Origin of the sequence: Nocardia sp. NBC_01377 (genome assembly GCF_045040005.1) — a bacterium.
GTDB lineage: Bacteria > Actinomycetota > Actinomycetes > Mycobacteriales > Mycobacteriaceae > Nocardia > Nocardia noduli.
The window spans coordinates 6,081,002-6,104,623 of sequence record NZ_CP109566.1 but is presented as its reverse complement, the minus strand read 5'-3'; the positions used below and the strand labels follow the sequence as shown (position 1 = coordinate 6,104,623).

Here is a 23,622-nt window from a genome sequence, read left to right as displayed (position 1 = left end):
ATCACCTTCGCTGCTCGAAGTCGGGTGGGTACGACGTCGAGCACATCACCGTGACAGCGCCCCGACCAGGTTTGTCGTCGCGCTGATCGCAACCGGCGACGCCGGGCCCCCGACCGAGTGGACCGGTCAGTCCAGGTGTTCGCGCAGGTAGGCCAGATCGTCGGCGACCCCTTCGGCGGGGGTCTCCAGGATCACCGGCGCGTCGGCGGTCCGGCACACCTCGGCCAGTAGTTCCGGGTCGATGGTGCCGTCGGCGAAATTGGCGTGCCGATCCGCGCCGGAGTTGAATTCGTCACGCGAGGAGTTCAGGTGCACCAGATCGATCTGGCCGGTGATGGCCTTGATCCGTTCGACGACGCCGACCAATTCCTCCCCGCCGGCCCAGGCGTGACAGGTGTCGAGACAGAACCCGGCGCCGAAATCGCCGACCGCGTCCCAGAGCTTGCCGATCGAGTCGAAATGCCGCGCCATCGCATGGTTGCCGCCCGCGGTGTTCTCGATCAGGATCGGCACGGCGAAACCGCCCTTGTCCTGCTGACGTTCGAACAGCTTGCGCCAGTTGACGATCCCGTCCTCGATCTCGGTGTCGGAACGGACGTGACCGCCGTGCACCACCAGGCCGAAGGCGCCGAGTTCGGCGGCGGCCTTCGCCTGCTGGGCGACCGCGTTGCGTGAGGGCATCCGCAGCCGGTTGTTCAGGCTGGCGACGTTGATCTGATACGACGAGTGCACCACCACATCGATGGGACTGGCCAGTATCTCCTCGGTTCGCGGATGCGGCGTGGGCTTGTCCCAGCTCTGCGGATCGACGACGAACAACTGGATGACCTCGGCGCCGAGTTTCTCACCGAAGCCGATCGGGTCGCCGTCGAGCCGTACGTGTGCTCCAATGCGCATGGGTTCAGCCTAATGACTGGCACCGACAGCTCACCGACAGCCGATGTTCGCGGCCGTGCCGGTGGATAATGGGATGTTGCGCCCGCGTGGTCCGAAGAGATACATCGTTAGGATCCACGTGCTCGACCCTACGAGGGGGGTGAATCAGACCGTGTTGCGCACTGGTGAGACCTTCGCCGGATATGTGATCAAGCGTGTGCTCGGTCAGGGCGGCATGGGCACCGTGTATCTGGCTCAGCATCCGCGGTTGCCGCGACTGACCGCACTGAAACTGCTCGAACGCGATCTCTACGGTGACGCCGAGATGCGTGGCAGATTCGAGCGCGAGGCCGACCTGGTCGCGCAGTTGGACCATCCGAATATCGTCACCGTGTACGACCGGGGCGCGGAAGAGGATCAGCTCTGGATCTCCATGCAGTTCGTGGCCGGGTCCGATGCGGCCAGCGTCGATGTGAACGTGCTCGCGCCCGCGCGTGCCGTGCAGATCATCGGCGAGACCGGCGCCGCGCTCGATTTCGCGCACGCCAACGGGGTGCTGCACCGCGACGTGAAACCGGCCAACATCCTGTTGGCCAAGGCGCCCATCGGGCAGCCGGAACGGGTGCTGCTCACCGATTTCGGCATCGCCGGTATGCGTGACAGCGACACCACCCTCGGATCCGCGGGCACCATCACCGCCACCCTCGCCTACGCCGCCCCCGAACAGTTGAGCGGACAATCGCTCGACCACCGCGCCGACCAGTACTCGCTGGCCTGCACCCTGTTCTGGATGCTCACCGGCGCCGCGCCGTTCAACGGGACCAGCCCCGCCTCGGTGATGAACGGCCACCTCTACGGTCAGGTGCCCTCGCTGCGACCGTTGCGCCCGGGAATTCCCCCCGCCCTCGACGTCGTGCTCGCGCGCGCGATGGCCAAACGCCCCGACGACAGATTCGCCAGCTGCACCGATTTCGCGGCGGCGGCGCGTCGGGCGGTCACCCCCGTCGGTCAGCCCGGCCCCGTGGGCATGCCCACGCACCCGCCCGCCCGTACCGGTCAGGCGCCGGTCCAGGGACCGCGCACCGGATACCCGACGGGATACCCGCCCAACGGAACCGGCTACCAGGCCACCGGATCCCCCTACCCGAACAGCGGCACCGGTCAACCGCATCCGGGCACCGCCCGGCCGCCCGTCCCATCGGCCCCCGCACACCCCCGCCCGTCGGCCCCCCGCCACCCGGCGCAGCCACCCGCCGCCGCGCTGCCGCCCACCGGAGTACTTCCCCCCGGCTACGTCGACCCGACCCGCGTCGGAACCCCGCCCCGCCTTCCGTACCCGAACCCCGCTCGCCCCGCCCCGGTTCCGCCGAACGGTCCGCAACCGCCCCCCGTGCCACCGGGTCCCCAGGCCCGGCCGAACGGTCCGGGATATCGGTCGAGCGGAACGTCGCACAGCGTCGTCCCGCCTCACCCGCGGCACCCCAGCGGAACGTCGCACAGCGTGGTTCCGCCCCGTCCAGGTGAGCCGATGCGCGGTACGCCGCCGCGGAGCGGAACCTCGCACGGTGCCGCACCGCCGCACGGAACACCGCAGTCGAGCGGGAGTTCGCACGGTGCGGTTTCGCCGTATCCGGGCACTTCGGCACCTGCTCCGCCTCAGGCCAGCCCATTGCCGCACGGTTCGCCACAATCGAGCGGAACCTCACACAGTCTCGTTCCGCCCTATTCGGGCACGTCGGCACCCGTTCCGCCTCGTCCCGGCGAGCCCGTGCACGGTTCGCCGCAGTCCAGTGGAACCTCGCACAGCGTCGTTCCGCCTTATGGTGGCGCACCGTCGCAGGGTTCGCCGCACGCGAGTGGGAGTTCGCACGGTGCGGTTTCGCCGTATTCGGGCACATCGGGACCTGTTCCGCCTCGGCCGGGCCCGCCGCCGCGCGGAGGGCCGCAGTCCAGTGGCACGTCCCACAGCGTCGTTCCGCCGCGTCCGTTGGGGCACGGTTCGCCGCAGACGAGTGGGGCGTCGCACGGTGTTGTTCCGGGTGCGCCCGTTGACGGTTCACCGCAGGCGGGTGCTGCGTCGCCTGGCGTCCAGGGTGCACCGCGGGCGCGCCATTCCGGCGGTACCGCGCACGGCTCGCGGCGACCGGATGTTCCGCACGGCGGACCCGAATCCGCGTCGGGCCGGGTCGGCGGCGGGCAGGGGGCGGAGGCGGCCGAGGAGCGGTCGGGTTCGGCTGCCGGGCAACCGGATTCCGGGGCGCGGGAGACGCCGAACCGGAAGCGTCCGGTTCGGCCCATCACGATCGCGCTGCCCGATGCCAGGGTCCGGCGCGTTCGTCCGCCGGGTGCGGCCCCGTCCGCCGGGGGGCCGTCGGAGCCGCGGCCTCCGCCGTAGTGGTCCGCTGTCCATGTCGCGCCGGACAATCCGGAAATCCTCGGGCAACCGATGAGCACGCGACTGCTGCTATGGTTTCGATGTTTTCCGTGGTCGGGCGTTGCTCGAGCGCGCGTTCTTATGCTGTACGCCTGTTCATCGGTGGGTCCCGATGACGGCGGGAAGTGGAGCAGACAATGCTGGCCAGCGGTGACGTTTTCGCCGGCTATGTCATCGACCGGCAATTGGGCCGCGGTGGCATGGGTTCGGTGTATCTGGCGAAGCATCCGCGCCTGCCGCGGATGACTGCGCTCAAGTTGTTGAACAGGGAGATGTTCTTCGACAAGGAGGTGCGGGCGCGGTTCGAACGGGAGGCGGATCTGGTAGCCCGGCTCGATCACCCGAATATCGTCACGGTCTACGACCGCGGCCTCGATGACGAGCAGTTGTGGATCTCGATGCAGTACGTCGACGGAATCGACGCCGCGTCGGTCGATCCCGCGACGCTGCCGCCCGAACGGGCCGTGCAGATCATCAAGGAGACCGCCGACGCGCTCGACTACGCGCACGGCATGGGTGTGCTGCACCGCGACGTGAAGCCGGCCAATATCCTGCTCGCCCGCTCCGGCAGCGGCCGTGGCGAGCGCGTCTACCTCACCGATTTCGGTATCGCGCGCCTGCGTGACGACACCGGTCATCTGACGCAGACCGGGACGTTCACCGCCACCCTGGCCTACGCGTCCCCGGAACAACTCACCGGAGCATCGCTGGATCACCGTTCGGATCAGTATTCGCTGGCGTGCACGTTGTTCTGGCTGTTCACCGGCAGCGGCCCGTTCGCCGCGACCAATCCGGCCCAGGTGATCCAGGGCCACCTCCAGACACCGCCGCCGGCGCTGAGCAATACGCGCCCCGGCCTGCCCTACGCGCTCGATCTCGTGCTGGCGCGGGCGATGGCCAAACGGCCGGAGGAGCGCTTCGCCTCCTGTTCGGAATTCGCGGCGGCCGCGCTCGTCGCGCTGTCCAATCAGAGTGCGCCCGCCCTGCCGATCACGGGGATGCCGGTCACGGGTCCCCCGATTCCGTTGACCGGCCCGCGTCCCGGCACCGGCCCGCAGCATCCGCTGACGGGCTCGCCCTATCCGCTGACCAAGGGTCCGGCCCCGATCAACAGCGGCGCACAGCCGCTGACCGGTGCGACGATGGCGAATACGGCGCCGCCGTACACCTCGATGCCCAATGCGCAGATACCGCAGCCCGGTCCGACCGCGCAGCATCCGAATCCGACGGGCGCGTACAACAATCAGCAGACCTACGGCTATTCGCAGCAACCGCCGCGTCCGCCGATGGGCGGCGGACAGTTCCCCGCTTCGCATCAGCCGCCGCGCAAATCCAATACCGGCCTGATCATCGGTATCGGTGTGGCGGCGGTGGTCCTGCTCGTCGTCGTTATCGGGATCGTCGGTGTGGTCGCGGGCGGTGGTTCCGATACGCCGACCACCACGACGGTGGCGCGCCCGTCGTCGTCATCGACGACCTCGCCGAGCAGCAGCGGCACCGTGACCGCCGACTCGGAGTCGATCAGCAAGGAATTCCCGCGCATGGTGCCCGCGTCCAAATCGGGCGACACCGGCTACAACGGCGCGACCTGCGGTTCCTACAGCGCGAGCTCGCCGTCGACGCCGACCTCGGGTACCCCGGATTTCGGTGACTGGGTCTACCAGTGGGATTGCTTCGGCGGCGGTGACAACGATGATCCGTTCTTCACCTTCTACATCTACGATTCCGCCGCGGACGCCCAGGCGGCGGTGAACAACCTGCCGAGCGACAAGGTGAAATCCACCGACACCAACGGTGGGAAGACCTACACCAACTACAAATTCGAGAACAGCGGTCCGAAGATGGTCACCGTCTTCACCGGCGACAAGGACCGGAACCAGATCCTGATGTACACCGACGGAATCGTCGGCACCATCGATGAGGTGCTGCGCTGGTGGCGTTCGGCCCCGCTGAACTGATCCAGGGCACGATCCGACCCCGAATACGCGGAGGCCGACCGGACGGGTCACGTCCGGTCGGCTTTTTCGCTGTCGACGCCGGTTACCGGGCCCGTCGGGGCGGCGAGGAGGTCAGAGCAGGTTTTCCAGGGCCGAACGCAGTTCCGGCGCCTCGGGGGTGGTGCGGGGGCGGAAACGGCCTGCCACCGCGCCCGAGCGGTCGATCAGGAACTTCTCGAAGTTCCACTGGATATCGCCGGTCTCGCCCTCGGTATCGGGGCTCTGAACCAGTTCCTGGTACAGCGGGTGGCGTTCGTCGCCGTTGACATCGGTCTTCTCCAGGAGCGGGAAGTCGACGCCGTAGGTGGTCGAACAGAATTCCTGGATCTCCTCGGCGCTGCCGGGTTCCTGGCCCATGAACTGGTTACACGGCACGCCGACCACACTGAAACCCTTGGGTCCGTAGGTCTGCTGCAACTCGACCAGCCCCGAATACTGGGGGGTCAGACCGCATTTCGAGGCCACATTGACCAGCAGCACCACCTTGTCGCCGACCAGCTCGGCCAGGGTGGCCTGCTCGCCGGACAGGGTGCGCAGCGGAATTGTTCGAATGCTCACTTGTCTCCACCTGCCAATTCCGGATCCTCGTGATCCGAGAATCAACGTACCGGACGCCGGTTTCGCGGGGCGCCGCCCAGCGAGCGCCGCGGGCCGACGGCCACGGGATTCCGGGCAAACCCTGATGGCGCGCGGACGGCTCGCCAGACAGACTGGTGGCATGACTTCGCACGTAGCGGGTACAGATATCGCTGATCCACCGACCGCGACAGGTATCGCGGCCAGCGCCATTGCGGTTACCAAGATCTATGGAACAGGAGATACGCAGGTCACAGCCTTGGATCAGGTGTCTGCGGATTTCGCGCGTGGAGAGTTCACCGCGATCATGGGTCCGTCCGGCTCCGGTAAGTCCACGCTGATGCACTGCCTGGCGGGTCTCGACAGCGCGACCTCGGGCGCGGTGCGCATCGGCGACACCGAGTTGACGAACCTGTCCGACAAGCAGATGACGCGTCTGCGCCGTGACCGCATCGGATTCGTATTCCAGGCCTTCAACCTCGTCCCGACCCTGACCGCGCTCGAGAACATCACTCTTCCGCTCGACATCGCGGGCCGCAAGGCCGATCAGGAGTGGCTCGACACGGTGCTGGGCAGGCTCGGGCTCACCGACCGGCTCGGCCACCGTCCCAGTGAACTGTCCGGCGGTCAGCAGCAGCGGGTGGCGTGCGCGCGCGCCCTCGCGGGCAAACCCGAGATCATCTTCGGCGACGAGCCGACCGGCAATCTGGACTCCCGCGCCTCCGAGGAGGTGCTCTCCATCCTGCGGGCGGCGGTGAACGAGTTCGGTCAGACGGTCGTGATCGTCACCCACGAACCGCACGCCGCCTCCTTCGCCGACCGGGTGGTATTCCTGGCCGACGGTCGCATCGTGTCCGAATTGCGCGATCCCACCGCCGAGTCGGTGCTGGACCGGATGAAATCGCTGGAGCAGGCCTGATGGCGGCATCGCCCGGCGCGCCGACCAAGGACGGTCGGCCGCGCGGCAACCCGATGCGCAAGGTGGCTCTACGCAATCTCGCTGCGCACAAGGTCCGGTTGGCGCTGACCCTGCTGTCGGTGGTGCTCGGCACCGCGTTCATCGCGGGTTCGTTCGTCTTCACCGATACCCTGCAACGCACCTTCGACGGGATCTTCGAGGACGAGGCCAAGGGCGTCGATGTCCGGGTGAGTCCGGAGAACCAGCAGTCCTTCGGTGTGCCGATCGCCGTGGTCGATCAGATCAGCCGCACCGAGGGGGTGCGCGCGGTCGCGCCGAACGTCAACGGACCGCTGGTCCTGTTGAACCTGGAGAACAAGCCGGTGCAGACCGGCGGCGCTCCGAGCTGGGGCGAGTCCTACGTTCCGCCGGAGCGCGCGGTCGCCGAGCCGAAGAAATTCGTCGAAGGCGCTCCGCCCACGGCGACGGGGCAGGTCGCGATCAACAGCGGCGGCGCCGAACGCGCGGGCCTGAAGGTCGGCGATACGGCCAAGGTGCTGATTCCCTCGCGCAGCACCCAGCAGAGTCCGACCATCGATGTCACGATCTCCGGCATCTACACCGTCGCCTCCGACACCGGTGGATTCATCGGTCTGCTTTTCGACGGCACCCAGGCCCGTCAGCTGTTCACCGACGGATATCACGTGGCCTACGTCGACATCGCGGCGTCGTCCGGTGTCGCCGGTGACGATCTGCGCGACCGGATCGCCGAGGAACTACCCGGTTTCAAGGTGCAGAACGGCGAACAGGTGCGGGCCGACCTGAAATCCCAGGTGTCGGAAGCGCTCAATTTCATCAATTACTTCCTGCTCGCCTTCGGCGCGATCGCGCTGATCGTAGGCACCTTCATCATCTACAACACCTTCTCGATGATCGTGGCCCAGCGCCTGCGCGAACTCGCCCTGCTGCGCGCGGTCGGCGCGAGCAGACGCCAGGTCGGCAATACCGTGATCTCCGAGGCGCTGGTGATCGGATTCATCGGTAGCGCGATAGGTTTGGCGGCCGGTGTCGGTCTGGCCTTCGGACTCTCGGCCCTGTTGAACGCCTTCGATCTCGGGCTGCCGACAGGTTCCATGACGGTGCTGCCGCGCACCATCGTCGTCGGCCTCGTCGTCGGCCTGCTGGTGACGGTGATCAGTGCCTACGCCCCCGCACGCCGGGCCGCGAAGATCCCGCCGGTCGAGGCCATGCGCGAGGAATTCGCGTCGGCGGGCGATTCGCTGCGGGTGCGGACCGTGGTCGGCGCGGTGCTCGGCGTCATCGGCGTCGCGCTGGTGGCCCTCGGCGCGCAATCCACCGGCGGCAATGCCGCGGCGACCGTCGGGGTGGGCGCGCTCGCGCTGATATTCGCGGTGCTGCTGGCATCGCCCGCGCTGTCGCGGCCGGTGGTCGGCACGCTCGGGTTGCTGGTGCGTCCGTTCGGTCCTATCGGCCGGATGGCGCGCAACAACGCCGTGCGCAATCCCCGCCGCACCGCCGCCACGGCCTTCGCGCTGACCCTCGGGCTGATGCTGGTCTCGGCGATCGGCATCCTCGGCGCCTCGGCGAAATCCAGTGTCGGTGTGCTGGTCGACAAGGGCGTCGCCGCCGATTACGTGCTCGCGGGTCCGCAGCAATCCCAGCTGCTCGGTCTCCCGCTCGGGGTGCCGGACGCGGTGAAACAGGCGGTTCCAGAGGTCGCGCAGGCGGTCGGTCTCCGGGGCGCGGCCGTGCAGGTCGGTGACGACCAGTTGGCAGGCGTCTCGCCGGACGGACCGCTGGAGGGTGTGCTGAATTACGACATCCTGCGCGGCACCGGAACCCTCGGCGACAACGACATCCTCGTCGACGACACCGAGGCGGCGGACCGGAACTGGAAGGTCGGACAGACCGTCGAACTGACCACGCTGGACAAGAACCAGAAGGTCCCGGTGACGATCGCGGGCGTCTACAAGAAGACGCCGCTGCTCGGTGCGATGGTGTTGTCGCCCGGGGTGTTCCAGAAGGTGACACCGGTCGCCTTCCAGAACAATTTCTTCGTGCTGGTGAAGGCGAAGCCGGGAACCGACCTGACCGCCATGCGGACCGATCTGGCGAAGGCCACCGACCGGTTCGCCGTGGTCCAGGTGCAGGATCGCGAAGAGTTCAAGGGCGCGCAGGGCAGGCAGATCAACACGCTGCTCGCGATCCTCTACGGCCTGCTCGCGCTGGCCGTGGTGATCGCCATCCTCGGCATCATCAACACCCTCGCGCTGTCGGTGGTCGAGCGGCGCAGGGAGATCGGGATGCTGCGCGCGGTCGGCACCACACGAGCCCAGGTCAGACGCAGTATCTACCTGGAATCGATGTTGATCGCGGTCTTCGGCGCCATCGTCGGCGTGCTGCTCGGCATCGGTCTCGGCATCGGATTCCTGCGCACCCTGCGCGATTTCGGCATCGACCAGATCGCCATCCCGTGGAACCAGCTGGTCGCCGTCCTGATCGCGTCGGGGGTGGTGGGTGTGCTCGCCGCCGTCTGGCCCGGCATCCGCGCAGCGAGGACGCCTCCGCTGGCGGCCATCGCGGACCTGTAGGACCGCACGATCCGAGCCCGGTGGGGACGCACTCCGCGTCCCCACCGGGCTTTGTCATGTCCGGGACGGTGCCTACGCTCGGCCCACCGGCCCACCGGCCCACCGGCCCACCGGCCCACCGGCCCACCGGCCCACGGCCTCGTTCGTCCTCGGATGATCGAGAGTCGTATTCCCCTGCGCCGCAGTCGATTCGGCACACCCGAGGGTGCGTTTCAGCGCCGCGGGAGCGCGTGGCTCTCTCGCTGTCTCCTCGGTCACAGTGTGCGGATCGTGTCCATCCGGTGTTGCTAGATTAAACGGAGAGTGTCACTCCGGTTAAGGCGGGTGGTCGTCCGGATGTGATGGGAAGGAGGCCGCGGCAATGGTGGCGGTAGGTCTCGGTGGACCGGGTGTCGGGCTGCGTATGGTGCCCGAAGTCGTCGTCGAACGGATGCGGACGGCGTTGCGTGGACGCGGCGGCGAGGCGATCGGGCAACTGGCGCTGATCACGGTGCTCTATCTCGCCTACAAGATGGGGCGGATGATCACCGCCGACGACAGCGCGCACGCGCTCGACAACGCCCACGAGATCCTCGGCGTCGAACATCGACTCGGGCTGCCGGGGGAGACCACGGTGCAGTCGCTGTTCGTCGGTCACGACTGGCTGGCCGTGCCCGCGAATTTCTACTACGCCACCGCGCATTTCACCGTCGCGGTCGGTGTGCTGCTGTGGCTGTGGGTCTTTCGCCCCGAGCACTATCGGTGGACACGCAATCTCATGGTGGTGCTGACCGGCGCGGCGCTGGTCGTACACGTCCTGATGCCGCTCGCGCCGCCGCGCATGCTGCCGGAATACGGTTTCGTCGACCTGGCCGCCGTGCACGGACAATCGGTCTACGGGCCGGTGGGCGCGGGCGGAATGTCGAATCAGTTCGCCGCCATGCCGTCGCTGCACGTCGGCTGGGCCCTGCTGCTCGCCTTCGCCGTGGTGGCCGCGACGCGCGGCCGATGGCGCTGGCTGCTGTTGGCGCATCCGGTGCTCACCCTGCTGGTGGTGGTCGGCACCGGTAATCACTACTGGCTCGACGCCGTCGTCGCGATCACGCTGCTCGGCCTGGCCGCGCTGCTGCACCCGGTGGTGGTGCCCGCGTCCGCCACCGCCTGGGGACGGATGGGCGCGGTTCAGTCGAAGTAGCGGGTCCGCCATTCCGACGCGGGTTCGCCCTTGTCGTCGCGCGGGGGATTCGGACCGAATTCGGCGCAGTAGTCACCGGCGAGCCGGTCGACGACGGCGGCCACGTCCAGTGCCGATCGCCACCTCGCGGGCACCGCCGCGACGCCGTAGCGGGCGCCGAGGATATTTCCGCACACGGCCGCCGTCGAATCGCTGTCGCCGGAATGATTGACGGCAAGCAGGATTCCGGTGCGCACGATCTGCTCGGGCGAGCCGCCCGCCGCCGCGGCGGTCAGCGCCGTGTAGACGCCGATCGCCAGCGCCTCCGGGCCGATCCAGCCGCGTCCGAGCGATTCGACCTCGTCGGCGCCTGGCACTCGTCCGCCCGTTTCGCCCGCGAGCCGAACGGCGGTGGCGAGCGCCTTCTCGGTCTCCTCGTGCCCTGTGTGGCGGGTGAGTTCCGCGCGGGCCAGCTCGACGGCCTTGTCGAGTTCCGCGCCCCGGCACAGGGCGTACACGATGGCCGCGAGCACGCCGGCGGGCAACCACCCACCGGGATTGCCGTGCGTGAGCGCCGCGGCGTCGCAACCCAATTCGAAGACGAACTCGAGTGAGGAACCAGAGGTGTCGGCGGCGTACCCGAAACCGCACGGCGCCGCGCGGACCAGCGCCGCGCACCCCTTGGAATCGTTGATCGGGCGCTCGCGGGTACCGAGCGGCAGACCGGGTTGTCCGCGCTCGGCCGCCTTGCGCAACGCGGTGACGCTGGCATTGCTGGTGCCACGATGGCTCATGAGCTCCGGATATCCGGTGAGCGAGCTGTACGGACGATCCGCGTGCGCGGCCGATTCGGCCGTGGAAAGGCCCTGTCCCCGAAGCCATTCCAGGAACCCGGCCTGCATGAATCCGAGCGTGGCGCCGCCCTTGCCGTGCGCCCTGGCCCGGATCGAACCCTTGATCAGCGCCTCCACCGTGAACAGCGTGAGCTGGGTTTCGTCGGAGATCTCCAGGACAGCCGAATCTCCGGTCACTCCGCGCGGGCCGTAGCGCTGGCGGATGTGGTGCGACATCATGTTCTCCACCGGCGCGCCGAGCGCGTCGCCGACGGCGCCGCCGAACAGGCAACCTCGCACGATGTCCTCGCGGCTCGGCCGCACCGGCTCGGCACGCATCGTCGGATCGGGTGCGGCACGGGGGCCACGACGTGGCGGCTCGGATCGGGCCGGTGCGAGAACCGTCGCCCGGGTGCGCAACGCGCGCGCCGCCGCCGCGGCGAATTCCGCACAGGACGGGAACCGATCCGCCGAATCCTTGGCCATCGCCCTGGCCACCACCTCGCCCAATTCGGCGGGCAGGTCGGGCCGTGCCGCGCACAGCGACGGCGGCGGGGACTGGACGTGGCCGAACACGACGGCGGCGATATTGGGGGCGTCGAACGGGCCCGCACCGGTGAGCAGCCGGAACAGCGTGCAGGCCAGCGAATACTGATCCGACCGGTGGCCGAGGTCGCCCTGGGTGAGCTGTTCGGGCGAGGCGTAGGCCAGTGTCGCGGTGAGCGTTCCGGTGCGGGTGAGTCCGGCCGAACCGTCGAGCAGTTTGGCGATGCCGAAATCGGTGAGCAGCACCCGTTCCTCGAAGCCGGTGGACGCGCCCGCGGATTTCGACAGCAGGATATTCGCGGGTTTCACATCCCGGTGCAGCACTCCCGATTTGTGCGCGTAGTCGAGCGCGCCCGCGATCTGGACGGTGATCTGCACGGCGCGATTCGCGGACATGGCCGTCGTCGGAACCGACGCGCTGTCGACACCGTCCACGTACTGCATGGAGATCCACAGCTGGTCGTCCTCGATGCCGCGATCGAAGACGGTGACGATATTCGGGTGGTCCAGGCGTGCCACGGTCTCGGCCTCGCGGGCGAAGCGCACGCGGGTGTCCTCGTCTTCGAACATGCCCCGGTGCAGCAGCTTCAGCGCCGTCAGCTTCGGCAGGCGCGGATGTCGCGCCGCGTAGACAGCGCCCATGCCGCCGCGCCCGAGTTCGCGTTCGATCACATACCCGGCGAATACGTCACCACGGCGCAGCATGCGTGCCCCCATCCCAGCAAAGACCTTGGCAGCCTATCGAACCCGTCGGTCCGGCACGGGCACGGTACTCCGACCCGGCGCTACCGGGTGTTGCGTTCGGCCCAGGAACGGATGTCACCGCGGTCGAGCGCGGTGGCGAGCAGATCGGGGAATCGGTCGGGGGTGCAGGCGAACGCGGGGATGTCCAGGCCGGCCAGCGCCGCGGCGTTCTCGTGATCGTAGGCGGGAGCGCCGTCGTCGGACAGCGCGAGCAGCACCACCACCGTGACTCCCACCTCCTTCATCTCGTGGACGCGGCGGATCATCTCGTGGCGGATTCCGCCCTCGTAGAGATCGGAGACGAGCACGAAAAGGGTGTCGGCGGGCCGGGTGATCAGCGATTGGCTGTAGGCGATGGCGCGATTGATATCGGTGCCGCCGCCGAGTTGGGTGCCGAACAGCATGTCGACCGGATCGGCCAGCGATTCGGTCAGATCGACGACCTCGGTGTCGAAGACCACCAGCGAGGTCTTCAGTGCCCGCATGGAGGCCAGGACCGCGCCGAAGACCGAGGCGTAGACGACACTGGCCGCCATCGAACCGGATTGGTCGATCGCCAGCACCACATCCCGGCGCACGGCCTGGGCCTTGCGCCCGTAGCCGATCAGCCGTTCCGGGACCACGGTGCGATATTCGGGCAGATAGTGCGCGAGATTCTTGCGAATGGTGCGGTCCCAGTCGATGTCGCGCGGGCGCGGCCTGGCGACGCGGGCGGCGCGATTGAGCGCGCCCGACACCGCGGCCCTGGTATGCGCGGCGATGCGCTGCTCGATCTCGCGCACCACCCGTTCGACGACGACCCGGGCGGTCGCCTTGGTGGTCTCCGGCATCACCTTGTTGAGGCTGAGCAGGGTGCCGACCAGGTGGATATCGGGCTCCACCGCTTCCAGCAACTCCGGTTCCAGCAGCAATTGCGTCAGATTCAGCCGCTCGACGGCGTCGCGCTGCATCACCTCGACCACCGTGGACGGGAAGTAGGTGCGGATATCGCCCAGCCAGCGCGCGACCTTCGGCGCCGACCCGCCGAGCCCGGCCGAGCGCTTACCCGTCGCGGCGTCCTCACCCGAGTCGTAGAGCCCGCCCACGGCCCGGTCCATGGCCGCGTCGTCGCCCGAACCGAGTCCGCCGAGTTCCGGCTCGGCCGCGCCGCCGAGTACCAATCGCCAACGCCTGTTCTGTGTTTCGTCGGTCATGAGTTCACTCCGAGTATCTCCGCGACGGTGCGCATGGCGAGCAACCCGCGCGCCGAGTCGATGTCGGCGACGGCGGTACCGGGGGCGGGTCCGGCGTCGCGCACGGCCCGGCCGATGGCGCGGCGCTCCCCGGATTCGAAGGCGCCGAAGGTGCGGCGCAACAGCGGAAGCGTTTCGACGAACTGGTCTTCGGCCAGACTCTCCAGCCACCCGTCGACGAGATGCAACAACTCCCTGTCGTGGACGAGCAGCAGTCCGCGTCCACCGAGGAAACCGTCGATCCAGGCCGCCTTGGCCGCGGGGGTGTTGCCGATCGACAGCGCCGCCGACAGCCGCCGAGCCGCCTGCGCCTCATCGATGACACCGGCATCGCTCAGCAATCGCACGGCACGCCCGACCAGCGCGCCGTGCACATCGGCGCGTTCGGCGAGTTTCTCCAGCGCGGTCAGCCACTGCGCCGTTGACCACGCGTCGTCGCGAGTGTGGACCGCGGTGTGCGCCGCGTCGATCAGCGCGCGCACCTGCTCGGCCGCGTCGGTGTCGAGTCCGGTGACCGCGCCGGGCAATCCGGCGCAGATCCGCACCAGCAGGCCGTCGGCGACATGGCCGAGCGCCTTGGTGTCGGTGCCGCGCACATCGCCGTAGCGCAGGGTCTTGGTCAGGCCGGGCAGCGCCGCGAGCAGATGCGTGACGTCGTGATCGAGTGCCGCGACCGATTCCAGGCGGGTGATGAGCCCTTCGGTGGCATCGCCGAGATCGGCGAGCAGGGCCAGGTCGAGCGCGTCGGTGAGATCGGCCAACGTGACCCGCGTGCTCTGCGCGGTGTCGAGGATCTTCGTCTGCGCGGCGATGCGCAGCGTCGGACCCCAGCGCGAGGCCTCGATGACCGCGACGGCGAATTCGGGTCGCCACTTCAGTCGCCAGCTCTCCCGGAAGGTGCCGGTATTGCGCACTTCTCCGGTGATCGGTGTGCCCCAGTCGATGCCGAGCAGACGCAGCCGATGCAGCAGCCGGGAACGTTCGAGTTCCCTGTCCTTGCGCAGATCGAGGTCGAGCGTCTTGGGCGTCGGCTCCTGTTTCAGGCGCAGTGTCCGCGTCGCGGCGCGCAGATCGGCGTCGAGTGGCACCGTCGGCACGCCTTCCGGCACCGCGCCGAGCGCCTCGCCGACCACGAGTTCGGCGACCACGACCCGCACCATGGTCTCGTCACCCCCGCACAGCACCGAACGCACCGCCTGGGTCACCTCCGACAAACCGGCCAGCTGCCGGGTCCGCAGGGTGGCGAGGGTGTCGGCGAGCCGCACCGCCTCGATGACGTGCGCGCTGGAGACCGGCAGATCGTGGGCCCGCAGCACCCCGGCGACCTTGGTCAGCCAGCGCGCGATCGGCTGTTCGGTTTCGGTGAAGAGGTGGTGATACCAGCCGGGTGAGGTGATGCCCGCGCCGTAGCCCGACGCCGTCGACAGTCGCGAATGCGTCCACGGCACCCACGTCACGGTGGCTTTCACCTTGGGCATCCCTTTGAGCAGCCGTATATCGGGGGCGGCGGGGCCGAGCTGACCGGTCAGCGCGGGCGCGTGCCAGGCTCCGCAGACCACGGCCAGACGGCGAGCGCCGGCCTTGAGCGCCTTGCGCATGGTCTGGCGCATGAACGCCTCGCGGCGCAGGGTGTGCGCGTCGACCACCGCCGGAACCGGCGAATCGCGCAGCGCGGCCATGGCTTCGGTGATAGCGTCGAAAGCGGTGGCGTCGGCGCTGGATTCGACGACCGCGTCCCACCAGCGTTCGGCGTCGTCGTAACCCGCGGCGGCCGCCAATTCGGCCAGCGGGTCACCACTTTCGCCGCCCTCGTCGGACGCGGCGAGCGCATTCGCGGCGGGCAGATCGCAGAAGCGAACGGGCACGGCGAATTCGGCGGCGTAGCGCAGTGCCTGCCATTCGGGGGAGAACGAGGCATAGGGCCAGAAGGCCGCACGCGCCGGAGTCGCGGGCACGTAGGCGAGCAGGGCGACCGGCGGTCGCATCCCGTCCGCCGCGACGAAACCGGCCAGCGGATCCGCGTCGGCCGGGCCCTCGATCAGAATCGTGTCGGGGGCGAACTCCTCCAGGGCCAGACGTAACGAGCGCGCCGAACCGGGTCCGTGATGCCGGATGCCGAAAACCCTGGTGACGGCATCCCGTGCCGCGTCGGCCGAGGTGGTCACGAGATCACCGGGGGCCGGTGCGCGAACGCGTCGGCTGTTCGTGCGTGCGAGACTCGTTCACCCGGTGATCTCCCGGCAGGCCCGGTAGAAATCGGACCACTCGGGCCGTTCGCGGACCACGGCCTCGAGATATTCGGTCCACACGACCCGGTCGGCGACCGGATCCTTGATGACGGAACCGAGTACGGCACCGGCGATATCGTCGGCCCGCAGGGTGCCGTCGCCGAAATGCGCGGACAGCGCGATGCCGTTGGTGATCACCGAGATGGCCTCGGCCGTCGACAGCGTCCCCGAGGGCGATTTGAGTTTGGTGCGGCCGTCGGCGGTGATGCCGGAGCGCAGTTCCCGGAAGACCCGAACCACCCGTCGCACTTCCTCGGCCGCGGCGGGAATACGCGGCAATTCCAGTGCCACGCCCAGCTGTTCGACCCGGCGCACCACGATGGCGACCTCGTCGTCCTCGTCATCCGGCAGCGGCAATACCACCGTGTTGAACCGGCGGCGCAGCGCCGAGGACAGTTCGTTGACGCCACGATCGCGGTCGTTGGCCGTGGCGATGACGTTGAACCCCTTCGCGGCCTGCACCTGCGAGCCGAGTTCCGGCACCGGCAGCGTCTTCTCGGACAGAATCGTGATCAACGCGTCCTGCACATCGGAGGGAATCCGGGTGAGTTCCTCGATGCGGGCGATCGCGCCGGTGCGCATGGCGGTCATCACCGGTGACGGGACCAGCGCCGCGTCGCTCGGCCCCTCCGCAAGCAGTCTGGCGTAGTTCCAGCCGTAGCGGATCGCCTCCTCGGCCGTCCCCGAAGTGCCCTGCACGAGCAGCGTCGACGACCCGCTGATCGCGGCCGAGAGATGTTCGGAAACCCAGGTTTTGGCGGTGCCCGGCACGCCGAGCAGCAGCAGCGCGCGGTCGGTCGCCAGAGTCGCGACGGCCACTTCGATCAATCGGCGCGGCCCGACGTATTTGGGTGTGATCACCGTGCCGTCGGCGGAGGTGCCGCCGAGCAGGTAGGTGACGACCGCCCACGGTGAGAGCAGCCACGAGGGTGGGCGCGGCCGGTCGTCGCCGACGGCGAGGGCGCGTAGTTCTTCGGCGTAGGCCTGTTCGGCGTGCGGGCGCAGCAGGCCGGGGGCAGGGTCGATGGTCGTCACTGCAACTCCTCGAGCATCTTCGAGCGGTGGGTGAGATCGTCGGCGAGCAGATCGAAGGCCCGCACCCAGGTGGGATCATCGCAGCGCCGCGCGAGGGCGCCGACCGCGGGCGCGGCCGTGACCGGGAAATGGACCGAGGCCGTGGTGAGCAGCGAGCGATGCGCGGCCGGGCTCGCGCCGTGCGTGCCCGCGTGCTGCGCGGCGATCCTGGCGCGATCGGCGAGCAACAGCATCAGGTGGTTGGCGACGGCATCGGGCCACGGGTGTCCCATGGCGGGCAGCAGCGCCTCGATCTCGGACAACCACGAACCGTCGAGCCGCAGCAGATGACGTGTCCTGTCCTCGATCGGCAGCAGGGCGAACAACTCGCGCCGCCGCAGCAGCGCGGCGTCTGACGGCACTCCCGCCTCGAACAATGCTTTGGCCCAGCGTGAGTCACCCTGGGCCAGCGCCGCGTCCACCCAGCCGTCGAACAGCGGTTGCCGGAATCGATCGTCCACGCCGATTCCGGCCCATCGCTCGGGGCCGAGTTCGGCGGTGTCCGGCCAGCCGTCGGCGTTTCCGCTCTGCCAGAACCGCAGTGGCGTGGCGGCGACCAGCCGGCGCAACCGTCCCGCCGTCACGTCGGGCCTGCCGTTCCAGCGGTAGGTGAATTCGACGCCACGGTCGACGATGCCGTCACGCTGGGCGGCCGCGTCGATGGCCTCGGGCAGGTCGATGACGAGGTGGGGTGTACCGGATGTGGTCGGGCGCAACCACGCGGCCGCGCGCGCGGTCATCCGCCGCGCGAACGCGGAATCCGGAAGCAGGGTCAGCAGGCCCGCGGCCGTGCGGCGCACATCGGCGCGGCGGTCGTCCAATGCCGGTTCCAACAGGTCCTCGTCGGCCGGGGAGATCGCCGGTTCCAGCGTGGCCAGGAGTTCGGCGCGCAGCGGTCCCGATTCCTTCGGCCACACCTCGATCAGCGCGCCGCGCGCCGCCGCCGGATCCTCGACCCGCAACCGGGCCAGCCAATTCCTGCGGGCCTGCGGACCGCCGAAATGCCAGGTGTCCTCATCGAGTTCGGTATCGATATCGGGCCACGACAATGTGCGCCACTGCGGATGTCGCGCCGCGAGCCACTGTCCGCGACGGCCCGCCAACCGCAGCAGCGCGGTCCGCCACGGCGAACTGCCCGAGGCGTGTTCGAGCAGCAGCGCGCACAGTGCGTCCGGCGCGCGGTAGTCGTGCGGTTCGGCGGCGTCGAACCATTCCGGCAGGAAATTCGATGTGCCGCGCAGCATCTCCGCCAAGCGCACTGCCGCAGCCTGCGGCAGTCGCCGCCTCGGATCGCCGAGCGCGGGTTCGGGGATGTCGCCGGATTCGGCAGGCACCCCGCCCCGCTCGAAGGCATCGCGCAGCGCCGCCGATTCCAGCAGTAGCAGCGCAGGATCCGTCCGAAGCCGCACGGCCGCAGCGGCGACCGGCGGTGCAAGCCGGGCCGGATCCGGACTGCGCCGGGCGGTGCCGAGCAGTGCGACGGAAGTCGGATCGGCCCCGCTCCCGGCCACCGCCGCGCCGGAATTCGTTCCGCGAGGCGCCGCGCGTTCCCCCGTGACGTCGAGTACCTCACCCGCGACCAGCGCCGAGACCGGAACGAGCCCTTCCTGCGTCCAATCGGCGCTGAGCGTCACCGGATGACCTCCCGATATCCCGAGCAACCGCCACGGCTGTTCCGAGGGGGCCAACGCGAGTGCCGCGCCCCCGGAATCGACCACCCGCCAACCGCTGTCGTCCACCACCGGCGTCACCTCGGGCAGCAGGACCGGCCACGACCGCAACCAGGGGTCGGCGCCGAGTGCCCGCGCGTGCGCTTCCAGCGCGGCGGCGATCGTGCCGCTCGCCCCGGGCACGGTGGTGAAAGGTTCGTCGGTGCCGTGACGTTCGCCCCAGAGCGCGCGCAACGGTGCGGCGGCGGGGTAGTAGTGCAGGTGCGCGTCGGCCATGGCGCCGAGCGCGGGTACGTCGTTCGGGAAACCGGGCGATCCGAAGCAGTGATCGACCAGTAGCGCCCAGCGGTGGGTGTTCCTGCCGTAGAGCCAGGTCCTGCGGGTGTAGAGCCGCTCCTCCTCGGTGGTCCGACTGCCGAGCACCATCCACCGGTCGCGCAGCGGCGCTTCGGCGCGCACCGCCTCGGCGGACGTCGGGTAGCCGATGTGGGTGCGGATACTCGCGCCCAGTGCGTCGGGCAGTTCGTCGAGACGGCGGTGCGCGGCGATCAGCAGGTGCAGGCGCGCGTATTCGCGCAGCACGATCCGCGGCCAGTCCGCACGGGTGGCGACGGTGGTCGGGAGTTGACGCAGCACGGCCGCCACCGCGGGCGCCTGGGCGTCGACCATGCGGGCCGCGATGGCCTCGAACGCGCGGTAGGAGCGATCGGTCTGGGCCAGGCCGGTGCGGACCTGATCGCCGAGCCAGATGTCGAGGTCGTCCAGCCCGGCCGTGACCCGTGCGCGCCGCTGCCTCGCGGTGGCGGGATTCGGCACTCGGATCGCGGTGTCGCGGGCGGGTTCTCGCGCTCGTTTCGCTCTCGAAGCGATCCATTCGGCCGCGAAATCGGCGACGGTGTCCGTGTCGGGCACCGCACCGGCGGTCCAGCGCAACATCAGCGACAGCACGTGTTTGCACGGAAATTTCCGGCTCGGGCAGGAACACCGATACGCGGGTCCGCTCAGATCGACGACGGTCAGGTATGGCGGCGCCCCGCCGCCGTGCCACATCCCCCACAGCGCCGTGTCGCGGTGCCCCGTCTCGTGCCAGCGCGCACCGAGCGCACGCGCGGCCGACAGCGCGTTCGCGTCCGGCGCGAGTGCGCCGACCTGCGCTTCGGTCCACGGTGCTGTCATCGGGCGGCTCTCGATCGGTGGCGGTTCACGGTGTTCCCCCCAAGGTTGCGTCGACCGGATTTGTACCGCAGGCCACCGACAGACCGGCCGTCGCCCCCGCCGGTCCGCACGGAACCCACTGTGTCGGCATCGGATTCGCTCACCTTCTCGAATCGTTCCTGCGGTTGCGTTACCGTCTCGATACTGTCATTCTGTTCTGTTCGGCTCCGTCCGAGCCACCCGATCGGGTGACACACATCGAGCTGCCCGTCGGGGTTGGCGAGGGGTGGACATCGAGGGCGGCCGTGCGCCTTCGATGGCCATATCCATCCCCGCGGGCAGATTCGGACCATCCTTCGGACCGCCCATTCCGGGACAGGACTGTATTCGGCACCGCCCGGTGGGCGAATCCCGGCGCATCGGGTAGCGTTTCGCTGAGCTTTCGACAGAGGACACCGGGTGCGAGGCGGGTGGGCAGGCCGCGGCTCGGTGGTGAAGGGGTTTGACGTATGCGCGTGAATCCCGCGGCCGATCCGGCCACGGAGGTATCGCCGCGCCTGCCCGAAGTGGTGGCCCGGCGCTTGTCCGAAGATCCCACCGTCACCTCGGACGTCGCGGAGACAGTGCTGTGGTCGCTCGGTTCTCTCGGCCATCGTGATGCGCACGGGCAGGCCGGAGAATTCGACGCCGCGGGAGTCTTCCTGCGCGCCATCCGGGTCCGCGGATTCCGCGGGATCGGCCCCGAGACCACCTTGCACGTGCCGCCCGGTCCCGGACTCACCTTGGTCGTCGGCCGCAACGGCAGCGGCAAATCGAGTTTCGCCGAAGCCGCCGAACTGGCGCTGACCGGCGGCAATCGCCGCTGGGACGGCCGCTCGGCGGCGTGGCGCGAGGGATGGCGCAACCTGCACGAAGGCGAGTCGGCCCGTATCGAACTCGACCTGCTCACCGAGGGCGACGACCCCGAACTCACCGTCGTCAAGGAGTGGGCGCCGGAGGCGGACCTGACCCAGGCGGTGTGGACCGAGCGCGGCACCGGCGTCGCCGAGAACGATTCGGCCCCATTCGCCGAGAACGATTCGGCCCCATTCGATGTCACCCGCTGGTCGAGTGTGCTCGACCTGTACCGCCCGTTCCTCTCCTACAGCGAACTCGGCGCGCTGGTCGACGGCAAACCCAGCGACCTGTTCGACGCGCTGCACCAACTGCTCGGCCTGGACGAATTGACCAGGGCCCAGGAGCGGATTCGCGCCCGCCGCCTGGAACTGGAACGCGCCGCCCGTGATTCACGCCAGGAACGGCTGGATCTGCTCGGCGCGTTGGAGCAGGTCGCCGACGACCGCGCGGTGCGGATGGCGCGACTGCTGCGTCCGCTGCAACCCGATCTGAACGCGGTGAGCCGCCATATCTTCGGCACGGTCGACGACACCATCGGCCCGGACGGATTGCGCGCCATCGTCCGGCTCACCCTGCCGACCAGCGCCCAGGTCGACGCGGTGGCCGCCCGCATCGAGGAATGCGGCGCCGAGGTCGCGCTCGGGTCGACCACCGACGCCGAGGCCGATCTGCGAGTGCTCGACCTGCTGCGCCGGGCCCGCGAACACGCGGGTGTGGTCGGCGATTGCGCCTGCCCGGTCTGCGGTCGCGGCACTCTCGACAGCGAATGGGCCGAGGCGGCCGATGCCTCCATCGCCCAGCTCACCGCCCGCGTGGACGCGCTGACCACGGCGCGCGACCAGTTGAACCGCGCCGTGCGCACCGCCCGTGGCCTCCCCGATCACGTTCCGCAGGAACTGGATTTCGACCCGAGCAATCCGCCGACTGTCGACACCGGCGCGGTGCGGCGGGCTTGGGCGGACTGGGCGGCGCTGACCGGTGCTGAATACACCCCCGATCTGGCGGATCGGTTGCGCGGCGCGCACACCCGCCTGGTCGACGAACTGGAATTGCTCCAGCAGGGCACCCGCAAGGAACTCGATCGTCTCGACGAGGTCTGGGCGCCGCTGGTGCCGCGCCTGGCGACCTGGCTCGACAACGCCCGTGAGGTCGCGTTGCGCGCGAACGAACTGCGGACCGTCAAACGCGCCGAGGACTGGCTCAAATCCGCGACCGCGGGTCTGCGCGGTGAGCGGATGGCGCCGCTGGAGACCACCGCGCGCTGGATCTGGCGGACCCTGCGTCAGCAGAGCAATGTCGAACTCGGCGCGATCCGCCTACAGGGCAATGCCGGAACCGCGCGCCGGGTACTGCTCGACGTCACCGTGGACGAGGTGGACGGTGCCGCCCTCGGCGTGATGAGTCAGGGCGAGTTGCACGCGCTGGGCCTGTCGCTGTTCCTGCCGCGCGCGACGGTCGAGGACAGCCCGTTCCGTTTCGTGATGATCGACGACCCGGTGCAGGCCATGGACCCCGCCAAGGTCGACGGCCTGGCCATGGTGCTGGCGACGGTCGCCAGGCACCGCCAGGTCATCGTGTTCACCCACGACGAGCGGTTGGCCGAGGCGGTGCGGCGCATGCAACTCGACGCTTGCGTTCTCGAAGTGCAGCGCCGAGAACGGTCGGTCGTGGAGGTGCGGACCTCGAGCGACCCGGTCCGCCGCTACCTCGCCGATGCCCGTTCACTCGTGCGCACCCCGCAATTGCCGCGCGCCATCGCCGACGAACTGGTCGCCACCTGCTGCCGGTCCGCGGTGGAGGCGGCCAGTCAGTCCCGCGCGCGCCGCGACCTGCTCGCCACCGGAATGCACCACCGCGAGGTGGAACGCCATGTCGAGGAGGCGTTCACCACCCGCGCGATGGTGGCGCTGGCCGTCATGGGTGTCGGCTACAACGTGGACAACCTCAACAAATTCCTGGCCCGCGACGAAAAATGGCTGGTGAGCGTCCTGCGTGATGTGACGGCGGGCGCGCACGTCCCGATCGGGCGCAGCATGCGCGAATTGATCAGCGACACCGAACGTTTCCTCGCCTGGCTGGTGCGGTGAGCGTGACGCGCCCGCCGGACCGCTGTGCCCCGGATGTCCTATCCGGCCGGACGATCCGGTGACCGCCCCGCGCCGTTCCCGGGGCCGCGGCCGTCGACCACCGCACCGCGCCGAGCGACCACGCGCGCCCCGGCCGACGGTGGTCGAGCGTTTCGAGGTCGTCGACCGACTGCTCGACGGCGAGGTCACCGACGCGGGCGGCGTCTGGTCACGCGCCACCGCCTGGATCCTGCGCCTGGCGCTGGAGCAGTCGGTGGACGAACTGTGGGCGCGACTCGCCCCCGACCTGCTGCGCTGCCCCATGCGCGCCCAACTGCTCGCCCTGCGCAGCTACACGGGCCCCGACACCGCCGCCCAGGTCGCGACGGTCTGGGCCGCGCTCTCCCGCGCCGCCCACCACCACGACTACGAACTCGCGCCCGGCGTCACCGAGCTACGCCGCTGGCGCGACCAGACCGCGGCGATAGCGGTCGTCCTGTCGAAGGTCGAAAGCCGCTGACCCTCGCACGGTCAACTGCCGTAGTGGCTGCCCACTTGGACGCTTCGGCCG

General features: G+C 69.3%; 14 protein-coding genes. 7 read left to right on the top strand and 7 right to left on the bottom strand.

Annotated features, from left to right (window positions below; all coding sequences use genetic code 11):
* Nucleotides 1–126: 126 nt before the first annotated feature.
* Nucleotides 127–897 (bottom strand): deoxyribonuclease IV, encoded by a 771-nt coding sequence (locus tag OG225_RS28225; protein WP_405178022.1) that lies wholly within the window; start codon nt 895–897, stop codon nt 127–129.
* 139 nt (nt 898–1,036) lie between these two features.
* Between OG225_RS28225 and OG225_RS28220 the strand changes: the two genes are divergently transcribed.
* Nucleotides 1,037–3,271: a protein kinase domain-containing protein gene (locus OG225_RS28220; protein WP_405178021.1), complete on the top strand. Its 2,235-nt coding sequence runs from the start codon at nt 1,037–1,039 to the stop codon at nt 3,269–3,271.
* A 176-nt stretch (nt 3,272–3,447) separates the two neighbouring features.
* On the top strand, nt 3,448–5,268 hold the full coding sequence (locus OG225_RS28215) for a protein kinase domain-containing protein (RefSeq protein ID WP_405178020.1): 1,821 nt from the start codon (nt 3,448–3,450) through the stop codon (nt 5,266–5,268).
* Nucleotides 5,269–5,379: 111 nt separating this feature from the next.
* Here OG225_RS28215 and OG225_RS28210 read toward each other — a convergent pair whose 3' ends face one another.
* A complete protein-coding gene (locus OG225_RS28210) occupies nt 5,380–5,865 on the bottom strand; it encodes a glutathione peroxidase (protein ID WP_308165187.1) in 486 nt (161 codons plus the stop codon).
* Nucleotides 5,866–6,025: 160 nt separating this feature from the next.
* Here OG225_RS28210 and OG225_RS28205 point away from each other — a divergent pair, with 160 nt between their 5' ends.
* The 3 genes from OG225_RS28205 to OG225_RS28195 all read left to right on the top strand — a co-directional run bounded on the left by OG225_RS28205 (nt 6,026) and on the right by OG225_RS28195 (nt 10,567).
* Entirely contained in the window at nt 6,026–6,802 is a 777-nt protein-coding gene (locus OG225_RS28205) for an ABC transporter ATP-binding protein (RefSeq protein ID WP_405178019.1), read from the top strand.
* On the top strand, nt 6,802–9,393 hold the full coding sequence (locus OG225_RS28200; RefSeq protein WP_405178018.1) for an ABC transporter permease: 2,592 nt from the start codon (nt 6,802–6,804) through the stop codon (nt 9,391–9,393). The genes OG225_RS28205 and OG225_RS28200 overlap by 1 nt, the downstream gene beginning before the upstream one ends.
* Nucleotides 9,394–9,754: 361 nt before the next feature.
* On the top strand, nt 9,755–10,567 hold the full coding sequence (locus OG225_RS28195) for a phosphatase PAP2 family protein (protein WP_405178017.1): 813 nt from the start codon (nt 9,755–9,757) through the stop codon (nt 10,565–10,567).
* Here the strand turns inward: OG225_RS28195 and OG225_RS28190 are convergent.
* The 5 genes from OG225_RS28190 to OG225_RS28170 all read right to left on the bottom strand — a co-directional run bounded on the left by OG225_RS28190 (nt 10,555) and on the right by OG225_RS28170 (nt 20,109).
* On the bottom strand, nt 10,555–12,642 hold the full coding sequence (locus tag OG225_RS28190; RefSeq protein ID WP_405178016.1) for an ADP-ribosylglycohydrolase family protein: 2,088 nt from the start codon (nt 12,640–12,642) through the stop codon (nt 10,555–10,557). The genes OG225_RS28195 and OG225_RS28190 overlap by 13 nt on opposite strands.
* Before the next feature lie 68 nt (nt 12,643–12,710).
* Nucleotides 12,711–13,862, bottom strand: coding sequence for a VWA domain-containing protein (locus OG225_RS28185; RefSeq protein WP_405178015.1), 1,152 nt, complete (start codon nt 13,860–13,862; stop codon nt 12,711–12,713).
* Nucleotides 13,859–16,066, bottom strand: a complete 2,208-nt coding sequence (locus OG225_RS28180; RefSeq protein ID WP_405178014.1) for a DUF5682 family protein — start codon at nt 16,064–16,066, stop codon at nt 13,859–13,861. Before OG225_RS28180 ends, OG225_RS28185 begins: the two co-directional genes overlap by 4 nt.
* A gap of 57 nt (nt 16,067–16,123) precedes the next feature.
* Nucleotides 16,124–17,224 carry an AAA family ATPase gene (locus OG225_RS28175; protein ID WP_405178013.1) on the bottom strand — a complete coding sequence of 367 codons (1,101 nt, stop codon included), beginning with the start codon at nt 17,222–17,224 and terminating at the stop codon, nt 16,124–16,126.
* Entirely contained in the window at nt 17,221–20,109 is a 2,889-nt protein-coding gene (locus OG225_RS28170) for an SWIM zinc finger family protein (RefSeq protein WP_405178012.1), read from the bottom strand. The genes OG225_RS28175 and OG225_RS28170 overlap by 4 nt, the downstream gene beginning before the upstream one ends.
* Before the next feature lie 488 nt (nt 20,110–20,597).
* Here OG225_RS28170 and OG225_RS28165 point away from each other — a divergent pair, with 488 nt between their 5' ends.
* On the top strand, nt 20,598–23,072 hold the full coding sequence (locus tag OG225_RS28165; protein ID WP_405178011.1) for an AAA family ATPase: 2,475 nt from the start codon (nt 20,598–20,600) through the stop codon (nt 23,070–23,072).
* Between the two features lie 58 nt (nt 23,073–23,130).
* The gene (locus tag OG225_RS28160; protein ID WP_405178010.1) at nt 23,131–23,571 is read left to right on the top strand and encodes a hypothetical protein; all 441 of its coding nucleotides are present in this window, start codon (nt 23,131–23,133) and stop codon (nt 23,569–23,571) included.
* The last annotated feature ends 51 nt before the right edge of the window (nt 23,572–23,622 follow it).